Annotated in this window: 13 protein-coding genes; 5 read left to right on the forward strand and 8 right to left on the reverse strand. The window is 61.0% G+C overall.

The features are described 5' to 3' along the window. Nucleotides 1–71: 71 nt before the first annotated feature. The 6 genes from SB753_RS01630 to SB753_RS01655 form a co-directional block, all read right to left on the reverse strand. Complete coding sequence (locus SB753_RS01630) at nt 72–1,391, reverse strand: PQQ-dependent sugar dehydrogenase (RefSeq protein WP_410798678.1); 1,320 nt, start codon at nt 1,389–1,391, stop codon at nt 72–74. Beyond that, complete coding sequence (locus SB753_RS01635) at nt 1,384–1,833, reverse strand: DUF2231 domain-containing protein (protein WP_410798679.1); 450 nt, start codon at nt 1,831–1,833, stop codon at nt 1,384–1,386. The genes SB753_RS01630 and SB753_RS01635 overlap by 8 nt, the downstream gene beginning before the upstream one ends. A gap of 215 nt (nt 1,834–2,048) precedes the next feature. Next, nucleotides 2,049–2,444: a cupin domain-containing protein gene (locus SB753_RS01640; RefSeq protein WP_087753720.1), complete on the reverse strand. Its 396-nt coding sequence runs from the start codon at nt 2,442–2,444 to the stop codon at nt 2,049–2,051. Nucleotides 2,445–2,487: 43 nt separating this feature from the next. Continuing rightward, nucleotides 2,488–2,967, reverse strand: coding sequence for a carboxymuconolactone decarboxylase family protein (locus SB753_RS01645; RefSeq protein WP_410798681.1), 480 nt, complete (start codon nt 2,965–2,967; stop codon nt 2,488–2,490). A gap of 143 nt (nt 2,968–3,110) precedes the next feature. Further along, nucleotides 3,111–4,109 carry a bestrophin family protein gene (locus tag SB753_RS01650; protein ID WP_410798683.1) on the reverse strand — a complete coding sequence of 333 codons (999 nt, stop codon included), beginning with the start codon at nt 4,107–4,109 and terminating at the stop codon, nt 3,111–3,113. Nucleotides 4,110–4,270: 161 nt separating this feature from the next. Continuing rightward, on the reverse strand, nt 4,271–4,843 hold the full coding sequence (locus tag SB753_RS01655; RefSeq protein ID WP_410798685.1) for a YbhB/YbcL family Raf kinase inhibitor-like protein: 573 nt from the start codon (nt 4,841–4,843) through the stop codon (nt 4,271–4,273). 786 nt (nt 4,844–5,629) lie between these two features. Between SB753_RS01655 and SB753_RS01660 the strand changes: the two genes are divergently transcribed. After that, nucleotides 5,630–6,508, forward strand: coding sequence for an ATP-grasp fold amidoligase family protein (locus SB753_RS01660; protein WP_131315634.1), 879 nt, complete (start codon nt 5,630–5,632; stop codon nt 6,506–6,508). Between the two features lie 43 nt (nt 6,509–6,551). On the opposite strand, the gene SB753_RS01665 is transcribed toward SB753_RS01660, so the two are convergent. Next, nucleotides 6,552–7,379: a hypothetical protein gene (locus SB753_RS01665; protein ID WP_410798687.1), complete on the reverse strand. Its 828-nt coding sequence runs from the start codon at nt 7,377–7,379 to the stop codon at nt 6,552–6,554. A gap of 287 nt (nt 7,380–7,666) precedes the next feature. Between SB753_RS01665 and SB753_RS01670 the strand changes: the two genes are divergently transcribed. From SB753_RS01670 to SB753_RS01680, 3 genes are all read left to right on the forward strand, one after another. Beyond that, a complete protein-coding gene (locus SB753_RS01670) occupies nt 7,667–8,668 on the forward strand; it encodes a sulfonate ABC transporter substrate-binding protein (protein ID WP_410798689.1) in 1,002 nt (333 codons plus the stop codon). A 189-nt stretch (nt 8,669–8,857) separates the two neighbouring features. Next, a complete protein-coding gene (locus SB753_RS01675; protein ID WP_310066856.1) occupies nt 8,858–10,264 on the forward strand; it encodes a selenium-binding protein SBP56-related protein in 1,407 nt (468 codons plus the stop codon). Beyond that, nucleotides 10,261–10,938: a hypothetical protein gene (locus SB753_RS01680; protein WP_020067796.1), complete on the forward strand. Its 678-nt coding sequence runs from the start codon at nt 10,261–10,263 to the stop codon at nt 10,936–10,938. The genes SB753_RS01675 and SB753_RS01680 overlap by 4 nt, the downstream gene beginning before the upstream one ends. A 99-nt stretch (nt 10,939–11,037) precedes the next feature. Here SB753_RS01680 and SB753_RS01685 read toward each other — a convergent pair whose 3' ends face one another. Continuing rightward, nucleotides 11,038–11,271, reverse strand: a complete 234-nt coding sequence (locus SB753_RS01685; protein WP_020067797.1) for a DUF2795 domain-containing protein — start codon at nt 11,269–11,271, stop codon at nt 11,038–11,040. Nucleotides 11,272–11,417: 146 nt separating this feature from the next. Between SB753_RS01685 and SB753_RS01690 the strand changes: the two genes are divergently transcribed. Next, nucleotides 11,418–13,466 (forward strand): hypothetical protein, encoded by a 2,049-nt coding sequence (locus SB753_RS01690; RefSeq protein ID WP_410798691.1) that lies wholly within the window; start codon nt 11,418–11,420, stop codon nt 13,464–13,466. The last annotated feature ends 52 nt before the right edge of the window (nt 13,467–13,518 follow it).

A 13,518-nucleotide genomic window follows, 5' to 3' on the forward strand; every position in this document is an offset into this window, starting at 1 on the left:
CAGCGCACTTCGGCGTGTTCCAGCATGACGAGCGCCCCGGCCGAATGAAGGCGCGCCACGTTACCTGTGCATCAGCCGCCTGTGCCGGTCACACGCCAGATAGCGTTGCCGACGTCGTCGGCGATCAGGAGGCCACCGTCCCGATCCTGAGCGACGCCCACGGGCGCGCCATACAACTGCTTCTGATCGGCGGATGTAAAACCCGTCACGACATCTTTGGGCGCACTCACCGGCTTGCCGTTCTCGAACGCCACGTACGAGACCACGTAGCCGCTCAACGGCGAGCGGTCCCAACTGCCGTGCTCGCCGATGAACGCGCCTCCGCGATACTGCGCCGGCAAGTTGTTGCCGGTATAGAACGTCAGTCCAAGCGGTGCGACATGGGAACCTATTGCGAAGTCCGGCGCAATCGCCTTGGCGACCAGGTCGGGGCGCTGCGGTTGAGCGCGGGGATCGACGTGCTGGCCGTAGTAGCTGTATGGCCAGCCGTAAAAGGCGTTCTCTTTCACCGACGTCAGATAATCCGGCACCAGGTCTGCGCCGATCTCGTCACGCTCGTTCGCGATGGCCCACAGTTGTCCCGTCTTCGGTTCCCACTGCAGCCCCGTCGGATTGCGAATGCCCGCTGCGTAAATGCGGCTTGCACCGGTAGCCGTATCGACTTCCAGTACGTCTGCGCGCCGGTACTCGACTTCCAGGCCGTTCTCTCCGACGTTGCTGTTAGATCCGACGCCTACGTACAGCTTCTTGCCATCGCGACTGGCCAGCAACGATTTCGTCCAGTGGTGGTTGACCGTATTGGGAAGATCGGCAAGCTCGACGCCCCGCTCACTAATGCTGGTTGCGCCCGCCTTATACGGAAACTTCAGGATTGCATCGGTATCGGCAACGTAGAGCGTGTCGCCAACCAGTTGCATGCCGAATGGCGAGTGCAGATTGTCGATAAACACGTGGCGCTCCCATTCGCCACTGCCATTCGCAGACTTTCTCAGCAGCGTGATGCGATTCGCGCCTTTCGCCTTTTTCCCTGACTTGCTTTCGATAAGCCCCGCGATGACCTGCTTCGGCGTGGTAACAGCCTCTTCGTTCGGGCTATTGGATTCCGCCACGAGAATGTCGCCATTGGGCAGCGTATAGACCTGACGAGGGTGCTCGAGCCCCGAGGCGATCTTCTCGATCTTCAGGCCGTCAGCGACCTTGGGCGTGGCGCCGTTCTGCCAACCCACGTACTTGGGAACCTGCATCGGCGGCGCGAAGAAGTTGCGCGCCTCCGGCATCGGCGGATTGGCGCCAGCCTGATGCGACGCATCGTACTGCGCGTGTTCGTTGCACCCACTCATCAGCGCCGACATGGCGACGATGAGCGCGCTGGCCGGGGCGAGCTTACTCATGAGTCGCCTCCACGCGATGAAGTCTGTAAATTGCCATCGCAACGTGAGCGATGCTCAGCAGCACGACAGTGATAACGGACAGAATGACGTTTTCCGGAACCATCGCATAGGCGTCGCGGCTATGCACGAATGCATTGATGACTGCTGCGACGATTGCAAGCAGATTGAGCCAGAAGTCCAGCCGTTCGATGCGCGATACCCGGCGGCGTCGTTGCACCCATACGTGCCCCAGATTGAGAAGGCGCGGCACGATCGCGATAATGAGGCCCACTGTCACGAGCCAGGCGGCGCCCTTGCCCCAGAACACATTACGCGTCGCCATGTAGATGACGTCGAACATCAAGGTGCCGACGAACAGTCCGTAGGGTATGGGGTTGAACAGTTCGAAGATGGCGGGAGCGATCGTCGATGGACGTCTGGTGACGGTGTGCGTGGTGGACATGGCTTTCCATTTCTGTATCAGAACCGGTCTGGATGCCGTTGCATTAGCCATGCCCGGACCCTTCGTTTAGCTGTCGGTCTGATTGCCCGCGACGTCGGCAAGCGTCATGTGGAAAGCACGGATACGCATTCACTGATGCGCGTTGAATTGCCAGGCCATGTCATTGAGGCCCGCGGCGCCTCTTTGCTGAGCGCGCCGCGAGTACTATCGATACGTCACTTCACGGGCACGAGCACTGGCGCGTTCTGGTCCTTCAACAGCAGCACGAGAAACTTGGCTGGTTGTGTGGCACTGGCGTTGCGGCCGACCGTATGCACGTCGTTCGGGCCTTCATAGAAAGTCTGACCGGGCGTCAGCGTGACTTCCTTGCCGCCCTTCACACCCATCACGATGGTGCCTTCGAGCACGTAGATAAAACCGTGCGCGCGATGCACATGCACCGGATCGGCGGCGCCCGGCGGATACACAACGGTGATCATCAGCGCTTCCTTGCCCGGATAATCCGCTAGGGGCTTCTCCATCAAGGGCGTGACGACGGCGTCGGGCGCGGCGTGAGCCGCTTGCGCGAGACACGCCGCGGCGATCATCGCAAGCTTTCTGAATTCAGGCATGGTGTCCTCCGTGTTGCTGAAGATACGCGACTGGACTCGTCGCTCAGGACAGGTTCGCCTTGCCGAGTCCGAATGCCGCGTCTGCTGATCCTGGCACAGTCCTGAACGCCACGTTAACGCGGTTCCAGCCATTGATCGCCATCACGTGAAATGTCAGGTTCGACAGTTCCTGGTCCGTGAAGTGAGTGCGAACGCGTTCGAAAATGTCATCGGGCACGCCGCCTTCCGGCAGCTTCGTCAGGATCTCCGTCCATGCGAGCGCTGCGCGTTCACGCGGCGAAAACAGCGTCGACTCGCGCCAGATGGCGACATGATGCAAACGCAGTTCGCGCTCGCCGTGAATCTTCGCCTCCTTCACGTGCATGTCGACGCAAAATCCGCAGCCGTTCATTTGCGATGCGCGTAGCGACACCAGTTCGCAGATCGACGTTTCAATGCCAGTCTCTTTCACCGCGAGGCCGAACGCGACGAACTTCTTGAACAGTTCCGGCGATTGCTGCATATAGTTGATGCGTTGAGTCATGGTTGCTCCAGCGAGAATAAAACCGGTGCACACGAGCCACGCACCGGCGCCGGCGAGATGCCGTACAGAACCATCGTAGTCCTGGCGGCAGACGGTCGGAAGCCATACGAAGCGCCTCACTGTGTTGTCCGTGAGACACCAATCTAAAGCGCGATGACCTGGCGCGCCGCATGTTCGACCGGCTCCCCGAGCATCCAGCGCAGATCGCGCTCAATCGCGGCGCACAGCGTGGAAATGGGGACGTCGTTCGCGCTTCCTTCGAAAGGGTTTTCCGTGCTTTCGCCCACTTGCGCGAGCGACGTGTACATCCACGAAACCATGACGCTGCATGGCACGACGAGCCAGATCATGTTGCCGTGCATGAGTCCGCTTGCGCCGCTATTGAGTTTGTCGAATTCCTGCAACAGACCGAACGGAAATAGAAAGCAGAAAAACCGCACGAACAACGCGCTGATGGTCGCGTATTGGCGAGGGTAAGGAAAGTTTTTCAGGCGCTCGGCTTTCGCCTGAAGCGCGATGAAATCGCCAGTCGCCCGCTGAAGTTCGAGATAGAACGACAGGTTCAGATGCCCGGCGACGTGCAGTGACTTAAGGCAATCGCTTTGCATGCTCAATACCGCCGTTGTCGCCGACGGTGAGGCGAGCGCGCGCGTACTCTCGGTGCTGGAAAGATAGTTCGTCAGAACCTCTTCGATCGCTGTTTCCCATTCGGGAACATGATAGTGACGCCGATACTCGAGATTGAAGCGCCGGGTCATGCTTTCCCAGATTCGAGGGCTACGCAGTTCGTATCGCAATGCGGTTAGCCACGCGAGATGCCGGCAGATCAGTTCGCGGCTCAAATTCCGTTCAGACGGAAACGCGCACGACAGTTGTCCCCACTTGCGGCTCGCGCCGACGATCTCGGTCCAGACGTCCTGTGCTTCCATTGCACGGTTATACGTCTGCACGTTTTTGAAGCCCACGATGAACGACGTCGCCGTGCCGAGCAGTACGACGATGGTGAACGGCACCGAGAGCCACGTCATCGACGCGTACTTGTAGAGAATGACGGGCACCGAGCCACAAATAACGAGTGCGTAGATCTGCCTTCGTGTCCAGATGAGGAACTCAGTGAGGCGATACGATTTGCCAAGGTGCATGTCGTGTGTGAGACGTTCGATTAAATGAGGTCTGGTCGAATGACCGCACTCTCACAAGACGTTTGATCTTGCACCGTGTGACACTGACACAAGAATTCCTGGTTAGATGACTGAAGGCGCATGGCGGAAGACCGCATGACAACCTCCGCTGAAAGGCGAAGTCACTCCACCGAACGGTGATATCGCGCGACAAAGCGCGCCTGCCCGATGACCTTTCCGTGCATCTGGTATGCGACGAGTGCCGGGCTCGACGCCGCATTTACATCGATGCCCGGCACAGAGAGCGCGGAAACCGTGACGACATATCGATGCGACTCGCCTTGAGGCGGACACGGTCCACCGTATTTCGAGTCGCCAAAGTCAGTCAGTGTTTCAACAGCACCCGCCGGCAGCAGGTTTGCATTTCCGGACGCGCCCTTTTCGATCGACGTCTGCGACGGTGCAATGTTGGCTACTTCCCAATGTGTCCAGCCGAGACCGCCGGTCGGCGCATCAGGGTCGTGAATAGTGACGACGATGCTTTTCGTCCCCGCCGGAACATGCGACCACGAGATGTGTGGAGAGACGTTCTCACCTCGGCAGCCGAATCCGCCGTACACCTGTTCGTTCGCGAATTGCCCTCGATTCAAACCATCGACCTTCACTGAAAACGGCTCGGCAAACGCAGGGGCCGGCACAATCGCCAGCAAGGTTGTGGAACAGACGGTGGCTCGCAAAGCGGCACGCAATTTCATGCTCAACTCCGTTGTAAAGAAGACAGGTGAAGGGTTTGGTCGGCGCGTTCAGTCAGCCGAATGGACATGCTCCGCTGGACTACTAACGAATCGAAACCGCGATTCTTCGTTATGGAGCCATGCATATCGGGGCCGCTCAGTCCAACGTTTAACTCGTTGCACGGAGTGCCTTTGTCGAAACGAATTGTAGGTTCGAGCTTTAGTTGTCAGTAGAGCCCTCGCGGCGATCACCGTGTTGTGCTTCAGACAACAATGTTCAGACTAAGGAACGTCTGGGGGATGCCATGGCGACGGACTTCAGACCGCGCGGCAGATATATGAGCACGATCCACCTGCCAGAACGGCCAAAACGCGGTATCCGTAAACGGATATGACAGATTGTTGACGAAGGCGGAATTGCGGCATTTGTGCAGACTGACCTCGCCTCTCTCCCGCTCGGCTGGAGCCAATGAAGACAAGCCACCGACCGCCTTCCGCGAACCATACAACCAAATTAGCCGATATCTCTACGATTTGCGCCACTAGCTTTCGAGAGGCCTTCTCCGGGCTATGCTGAACCACCCCGCTGCTTTGGCTACTGCACGAGCGGGCGGGCGTTTGAGTATGACAATTAGATGCCAGGACACCTAATCCATTGCTGACCGCCAGAAACCTGGCGAAGCAATGGACATATCGCGCGCGGCCGACCCCAACGAAACGGTCGGTTCGCGCGTGCGACAGGTCGCGTCCACTGACCGACCTGTCGCGATGGTTCATAACTGAGTGCCCTCTATTCGGAGACAGACCATGTGGCAGCCGTCCAGTGCGATCCTTCAGCTGGTGAAGGACAACGCAAAACAGTTGCTTCCAGATGCGCTGTTCCTCAGCCTTCTGCATCGGAAGCACATCGGGCGCTTTCCGAGATTGCTTCGTCCCACGACATTCAACGAGAAAATCCTGCAGCGCAGCCTGCGGCCAGACCCGCGATATGCCGCGTTGACCGATAAATTGACCGTGAGAGACTATGTCAAGGCGAAAGTTGGCGAACAACATCTGGTCCCGCTGATTTCGTCGCCCGACGTTTTCACGCAGTCGGTCTTCGATGCGCTACCCAACGCCTTTGTGATGAAGGCGAATCATGGCAGTAGCTTTGTGGAGATCGTGCAGGACAAGTCGAAAGTCACGTTCGACGGGTTGCGGACTATGGCCAATCGCTGGATGTCTACGGACTTCTACCTGATTGCACGGGAGCGTCACTACCGGCAGATTCGGCCGCGGATTTTCTTCGAAGAACTTCTTCTCGACGAGCATCGCCAGATTCCCGCCGACTACAAGGTTCATTGCTTCGGCGGAAAGTCGGGACGACCGATGATGTACATCGTCGTCATCTCGGACCGGTTCGGCAATAACACACGTGGCGATGTATTCGACGTTCACTGGAATCATCTCGACGTGGGCATTGGCCCGTACGCCCGCAGCACGACGCCGCCACCGCCTCCGGAGAATCTGAATTCGATACTGGACATGGCCGCTGTACTGGCCGAAGACTTCAACTATGTTCGCGTCGACTTGTATGCGCCGGGCAATGCCGTGTACTTCGGCGAACTCACGTTCACGCCAGGCGCAGGCGTGGTCCCTATGAGGCCCGATCGCGTCGATTTCGAGTGGGGCCGGCTTCTAACGTAACGCTTCCTTACTCCGAAGAAACGGTCGCACGATCGATCCAGATTCATTGCTGGTCGTCGAATGTGTTCCGAGCCTGAGTGAGCGGAACCCTCGCACGCTCGGACGGCGCGGAATTCCTGTGATGAGCCCACTCGCGCAGTCTGTCCACTGTGCCTCCCGAGTGCGGGTTGGAAAAATGGAACAGGACCGTGGATCTCACGCTGTGCGGCAGGCACGCCTGGTTCGCGTGGAGCGACCGCATCCCCCAGAAAAAATACAGATTGCCCGGCTCCAGCGGCAAGATGCGTGCGCCGAGCGCACGCTGCACCGTTTCTCGCGCGAGTACCGAGCGCGTCAGCGAATTTTGCACCAGTGCTTTTTCGGCCAGATTAATCACCGATGAAGACCGCACCCGGCGCAGGTTCGGATACATCACGAGATCGCCGCGCGGCTCGTTGGGGGCGTTCGGAATGATCAGCGGCAATAGCGCGGTGACGACATAGGTGTCGTAGTGGAACAGGTTCGATGCCTTGAGTCCCAGGTCGCCCGACAGCACGCGAAGCGCGGCGACAATGTCTATATCGGGTGCGGCTCGCCCGGTGCCTCGCCGGTACAGCCCCGCGAGTATGCGCCGCAGATGCGGAGATTGCCCAAACGTCGCGAGCGGTGAGGCATCGAGCCACGGGCGTCCGGCGTAAATAAAGTGCTGGCGCTCATGCTTGTCCAGTTCGCGCTGAACGTAGTTGCCCGCCATTGCAATTTCAGCCGGCGAAAGGACGTCCCGAAGTGCGCTTATGCCGACTGTGTCCATCTCCTCGCTCAATGCGTCGAGCCTTGCGTCGGTCACCTGCTTCAATACGGAGTCCAAAGCTTGATCAGAGGCACTTTCCATAGCTCCTCATGCAGTGTGGGCGCAGAGTGGATGGTGGTTTCGTCCTGGGAATCGCCGGCTTCTGCCTTACAGTTTGTCATGGGCCAATTGCCGCGTTATGTGCGGTAGACCATATGGCGGTTCAATGGTCGTCTGATTTCAGCGCAACCGGGAACCGCGCCCCGCGCAATCCAGGCTCCCGTCTATTCCATCTGTCGTCATTTGCTTACGGCGAAAGATCGGTTCGTCAACTTCGCGCCCGCAGGTAGGATGGCTCGCCAGATGCATCCCTAACCTTCCCGACTGCCATGGCCACGACAACGACACGACCCAATCGCCGCGCCTTTCTCAAGCTTTCCACCGGCGCCGCCGTAGCCGCGGCAGCCGCAGTGGCCGCACCGCTCGCTCTTGCGCAAGCGCCGGCGCCAGGGGCACCAGCGCGCGGGCCACGCGCTTTGCGAATCGGCAACCAGAAGGGTTATCTGAATCTGCTGAAGGGGCGCGGCACCCTCGAAAAACGGCTGGCGCCGCTGAACGTGTCGGTGAGCTGGACCGAGTTCGCTGCGGGCCCCGTGCAACTGGAGGCGCTAAACGTAGGCTCGATTGACTTCGGCGATGTCGGCGAAGCACCGCCAATCTTCGCGCAAGCGGCCGGCGCGCCGCTCGCCTATGTCGCAGCGACGGTTCCGCGACCGCAATCCGAAGCCGTGCTCGTGCCACCGGGTTCGCCAATCCGTTCGATAGCGGATTTGAAGGGCAAAAAGATTGCGCTGAATCGCGGCAGCAATGTTCACTATTTTCTCGTCAAGCTGCTGCGTCAGCATGGCTTGCAGTATGCCGACGTGAATGTCGCCTTCCTCGCTCCCGCCGACGCACGCGCTGCGTTCGAGCGCGCGTCCATCGACGCATGGGTGATCTGGGACCCGTTCTTTGCGGCCGCGCAGAAATCGCTCGGTGCGCGGGTACTGGCGGATGCCAGCGGCGTCGTGGGCAATCGCGGCTACTACTTCTCGTCGCAGAGTTATGCGGCCAAGAACCCCGACGTGATACGGATCGTGATCGAAGAGATCGAGAAAGTCGATCAATGGGGCAGCCTCAACAAGGATCAGATGTCGAGCGAACTGGCGCAGCTGTGGGGCTTGCCGAAACCGGTCGTGGATGTCGTCGTGGCGCGTCAGCAGTTCGGCACGGAGCGGATCACTCGCGCCATTCTCGCCGAGCAGCAGCAGATCGCGGATGCGTTTCTCGACCTTGGATTGATCCCCAAACACGTCGACGTGCTGCGGGCCGGCCCGCCGAACCTCGCGTAAAGACGCCAGCGCGGACGCCCGATGGCGGCCGACGGAGCGCTTAAGGCGCTGCGACGCACGACGCTGGCAAGATCGGCGCCAGCAAGCTCCATGAAAGTTCCGGTTGCTCTCGGCGCCGCCGTGAACTACATCTAAAGCCGGAGCGCGCTCGGCGGCAGCCCGCGCGCGGTCAGACAGAGGAGAGCCGTCATGGGTATGCGCCCGGATCCCACGTTCCACGCGTCGCCAAAACTCGCAATGGATGCGCCCGCGGAAGAATACGCGTACACGCTCCTGCTCAGCCCCGATTTTTCGCAGCCCGACGCGCTCGCCGTTATCGACGTCAAGCCCGGCTCGCCGACCTACAGTCAGGTCGTGCACACAGTGCCGGTGCCGAACAAGGGCGACGAATTCCATCATTTCGGCTGGAACGCGTGTTCGTCGGCGCTGTCGCCGCTGACCGGCCACGCGTTCCTCGAGCGGCGCTTTCTGATTATTCCGGGTATGCGCTCGTCGCGTATTTACATCGTGGATACGAAGCCGCATCCGACGCAGGCGCGGATTCACAAAATCATCGAGCCCGAGGAAATTTTTCGCAAGACAGGTTACTCGCGTCCGCACACGGTTCATTGCGGCCCCGAGGGCATTTACGTCAGTACGCTCGGTGGCGCGGGGCCGGATGGGACCGACGGGCCGCCGGGCATCTTCATCATGGACTGTGAAACCTTCGACGTGCTCGGCCGCTGGGAAATCGATCGCGGACCGCAGGAGAAACATTACGATTTCTGGTGGAATCTGCCGCGCGACTATATGGTGTCGAGCGAGTGGGCGTTGCCGCCGCAGTTCGAGAACGGCATCGTGCCCGAGGATCTGTTGTCGAACAAATACGGACACGCAGTCCACTTCTGGGATCTGCGCGCCCGGCGCAATGTCCAGACGATCGACCTCGGCGCGAATCATCAAATGGCGCTGGAAGTGCGTCCCGCTCACGATCCGAGCCGCGAATATGGATTTATCGGCGTGGTGGTCGACACGACCAATCTGGAAGGCTCGATCTGGACATGGTGGCGCGAAGGCGGCCAGTTCCACATCGAGAAGACGGCGACCATTCCGCCCGAGCCGGCCGACGCGGCGTCGCTGCCGCCCTTGCTGCAGGGCTTCGGCGCGGTGCCGCCGCTCGTCACCGACATCGATCTTTCCATCGACGACAAATTTCTTTACGTCGCCTGCTGGGGCACCGGCGAAATGCGCCAGTACGACGTGACCGAGCCGCGCAAGCCGAAGCTCGCCGGTTCGGTTCATCTCGGCGGAATTGTGCGTCGCACGCCGCATCCGAACGGCGAGGCGTTTGCAGGCGGCCCGCAGATGGTCGAGATCAGCCGCGACGGCAAGCGCGTGTACTGGACCAACTCGCTCTACTCGACGTGGGACAACCAGTTCTATCCGAACGGCGTGCCCGCCGCGCAGGTCATGGCGCACGCCGATCCTGGCGGCGGCCTGACGCTCGCCGACGACTTCTGGGTGAAGTTTCCCGATGGCTACCGCGCGCACCAGATTCGTCTCGAAGGGGGGGACTGCTCGACGGATTCGTTCTGCTACCCGTCGGTGGGCATTTGAGCGGCGGCTGGTCGCAGACCGGCCTCTGGCTCGCGGTCGTCGCGAGCGGTTGCTATCACGGCGCCAATCCGGCGATGGGATGGCCGCTTGCGGTGTCGAACGCCCTGATGCAAAGGCGTTCGCGTGCGCTCTTCACCGCTCTTTTCTATCTCGCGGCCGGACATGTGCTGGCCATCTTTCTGATGGTGATGCCGTTTGCCATGCTCGCCGTCGTGTTTGCATGGCAGCGCGAGATCCAGACTGGCGCGAGCGTGCTCGTGATCGGCTTCGGCGTTGTCCTGCTGCTCTGGCGACGGCATCCGCGCGTGCTCGCCCGGATCGCGCCATCGCGGCTCGCGCTGTGGTCGTTTGCGATCGCAATTGCGCACGGCGCCGGGCTGATGCTCGTGCCGATCTACCTGGGCCTTTGCCGCGCCGACGATGCCGACCGGGCGCACCAGGCGGCGCAGACATTGATGGAAGCGCGACTCGGCATGGCGCTGCTGGTCTCCGGCGTGCATGCCGCGGCCATGGTGCTCGCCGGCGGACTGATCGCGTGGCTCGTGTATCGCTATCTAGGGCTCAAGTTCGTGTCGCGCAGCTGGTTCAACCTTGACGCCTTGTGGGCGTTCAGTTTCATCCTCGTCGGCACGCTTGCGCTGGTGCTCAATTCTGGCGATTTACGCGGGTCTTGATTGCCCCGGGGCTTCGACATCGCAAACTCCTGTCAGGCTTTTCAGGTCATTGCACGCGAGGCCTGCACAAGCCGCCGCGATCTCTAAAGACATGCAGCGCTACTCCACGTTCGATGCCTCGCGAACGACAGCCGAGATGCTGTCGAAATGGCGGTCGCCCATTCTCCTAAGCACAGCTAGCACCTCGCCGTCGGCGCCCTGGCGCTCTGCAAACTCGACCAGTTTGTCGCGCGTGGAAGGAAACGCGGCACCTTCGAGCGCACGCGTAATTTCTTCCATTCGCGGTTGGTCCGGATGGCGGTGGTTCTGCGAACGAGCCGGATGCTGAGCCATTTTCATCTCCTTGCCGGTTGAGAAAGCTTCTTCCGATAATTCGCATAATGTGTGCCGCGCTTGTCAATCTGCATTAAGTTGTTTTGTAAGCTGCCGTTAATCTTGATGACGTTCCAAACAGATTCACGAGAAGCTGAGAGACAACAATGCATTTCCCGCGCGCTTCGGGCGCTTTTACCGCCCTCCTCACCCTGCTCCCACTGCTGCCAGTTTCCCTTGCGGGCTGCGGCGGTACTGCCAGCCCGCAGCCTTCGATCAGCGGCAGCGTCTATCTCGGGACGGTCTCGGGCGCGACGGTTTCCGCCTATGCCGTCGACGCAAACGGGCATCCGGCAGCGACACCGCTCGCGACCGTCGTGACCGACGCCGACGGCCACTTCGTGTTGCCGCGCGCCTCGCACTGGCCGCTGCTCGTGCAATCGACGGGCGGCAGCTATACCGAGGAAGCGACCGGCGTGCGAGCACCGGTCGGACAATCCGTGTTGTCTGCGGTGTATCTCGCCGAGCCGTCGACGATGGTGATCACGCCGTATTCGAGCGCGGTGGTCGTCGATGCGCAGACGGCGGGCGGGCTCACGGCGTCGAATGTCGCGGCCGCAGCCACACGAGTCTCCGCGTTCCTCGGCGGCATCGATCCGCAGCAGACGCCGCCCGCCTTCATGGCGACCGGCGCCACGGCCAGCAGTAGCAGCACGATCGCTGAAGGCAACCGCATGGCGTTCGCGCTCGGCGCCGAATCGCAAAGCCGTGTCGATAACGACCTGACCGTGGCTGCGAGCGTGCAGAGCATCGTCGCGCAATCCGCGAATGGCGACACGCTCGCGGCCTGCCACGCTGGGGCGGGCAATATCGCCGCGGACGGCTCGCTCGTCGCTCCCGCGGACGACGCCTGCTACGTCACCACCGGCGCCGCCAACTTCGCGACGAACCCGCTGAACCACTCGGGCGTCACCGCGCTCTCGATGCTTGGGACCACGCGGGCTTCAGACCACCAGACCGCTAGCGCGTCGGCGAGTGCGTGCGGCGACCGTGTGGCGTTGCTCAATGAGAACCTGTGGCTTTTCCAGGGACGCAAGAACAGTGTGCAGGCGTCGCTCGTGCCGGGCATGACGAGCACGAACTGGTCGACCTACCCGACCACGAGCACGTGGGGACCGCACGCGGCGATTTATGGCGCGATCTCGGCGCCGCCTGCCTGCACGGACATCGATACGTTCAGGCGCGAACTCGTGATGGCGATCGAAAACTACTGGGTCGATCAGAACCTCAACTACTGCCACCATCACGTTCCGGGCTGGACGCCGCCGGAAAACACCGCAAGCATCGACTATCGCGATTCGTCGGCGGGCAGCACCAGCGGCGGCTCGGCCGATCCGCATTCGCCGAAAATGACCTGCACCGCGCAGCGCGGGGCGGACGGCTCGCAGAGTGTCCAGACCTCCACGGCGCAAACGCCGCCCGCCATCACGTCGGCGCTGATGTGGAACGCCGCGGACTGCTCCAACTTCACGTCGTGGGTCTACAACTTCGCGGGACTCGCGACTAATCAATTGTCTGGAGCGATCGGCGTGCAGGCGTGCAGCACGCCGTCTTCGGGTGTGGATCCGCTGACGGGCGTACTGCTCGACATCAACCGCGGCAATCTCACGACGATGGAGCAATACCTGCTGCCCGGCGATCTGCTTTATGTGACGCAAAAGGATACGGTTGGCAGTGGCACGTTCGCCGCCGATTACAAGCTCGCACACGTCATCACGTGGACGGGTAAGCGCTTCAGCGATCTACAGGCCGGTGCCGACCGCGCGAAGTATGACCTGAGCCGCATCGGCCAGCCGGATTCGCGGCTTGGAGGCGACTTCCTGGCGCTGCTGGGCCCGACCGACACCGCCGCGAACCTGGGACAGCCCGGACACGATCCGTGGATGATCATCGACAGCCATTACGCCGGTCCCGCATATCGTCCGTTTCTCGGCTGGTATGCGGAGCGCCTGTCGCATGTGCGGCGCATTGTCGGGGCCGACGCGGCCACAACCGATCCGCACCTCGCCGCCTATGTGATCAAGCCTTTGCCGCAGACGAGGAAAGGCTGGCTGACGCTTGCCTCCAGGCAAGCGGGTTCGACGGCTACGAGTGGTTATCGGCTTATCTATCAGACGAGCGGCACGCAGTCGTGCTATCAGGCTGGGACGCCTTGAGGTTGCGAGCGGTTGGCGGGGTTTGGCGGGGTTTGCTCGGGAGGGAGTTGTG

This window comes from Paraburkholderia sp. SIMBA_053 (assembly GCF_046534895.1).
In the GTDB taxonomy this organism is placed as follows: Bacteria; Pseudomonadota; Gammaproteobacteria; order Burkholderiales; family Burkholderiaceae; genus Paraburkholderia; species Paraburkholderia caledonica.